Raw genomic sequence first — 821 nt, forward strand, 5'->3', positions numbered from 1 at the left:
TCGCCACTGCCCGTCACCTGAGCGGAGAGATCATTAGCCTGCGTACCATTGTTTGCCAAGGTTGCCGTTAATATCAGTGCGTCATTACCTGTGCTCTGCAATTCCAACGCCTTCAGCCCATAATTGACGTACAACCCATCAAAACCGGTCCCGGTGGTCATGCCGTAATTAAACGAACCCAGTGCCGCCGGTGAGAGTGCACCAGGGTTAGAAATAGACTGATAAACGGTCGCACTTAACGGGTCACCAAGTGCATCAGATAACGTCAGCTCATGCCCGGTTCCGGTCGCCGCGCCGGAGGCCAAGGTCACAATGATCTCCCCTTCATCCAGTTGCATCACCGACAAACCGCCAAGATCTGGTGTGACATTCGCCGGTAAATTAACCCGAACCTCACCGCCACCGGTGGTATCGATACTATTGGTCGCAATAGTCCCTAAAGAACTGATAATACCAGAGTTATCCACCAGATTATTAAACAGCAACGTACCGCCATTGAGCGTCAGCCCACCGATATTCTGTACACCGTCTGCCACGGAGGCCAGACTGCCGCTGGATAATTTCAGTGTGGAATTCGTCAAGGCTGTTGTATTCAAACCATCGATATTGAAAATGGTATTTTGCAAATTCACGATGCCGCTGAATGCGCCGCCCACTGAAGAGCCGAAATCAAATGCCGTGCTGGCATCATTCTTCGCCACATTCAGTGTGCCAGTGCCGGTCAGTGCATGGTCAAACAGCGTAATATCAGCCAGATTCAAGGTAGCATCCGTGATATCCACCGTGACGGCATTGTCCACACTGTTGGTGTTATTCAGGGT

1 protein-coding gene is annotated in these 821 nt (G+C 51.2%); it reads right to left on the reverse strand.

The window, feature by feature from the left end:
- Positions 1-821, reverse strand: an 821-nt coding sequence (locus V1952_RS22165; protein WP_420075588.1) for a hypothetical protein, incomplete at both ends; no start/stop codon positions are given.

It is taken from the genome of Yersinia sp. 2542 StPb PI (assembly GCF_048593855.1).
GTDB lineage: Bacteria > Pseudomonadota > Gammaproteobacteria > Enterobacterales > Enterobacteriaceae > Yersinia > Yersinia enterocolitica_E.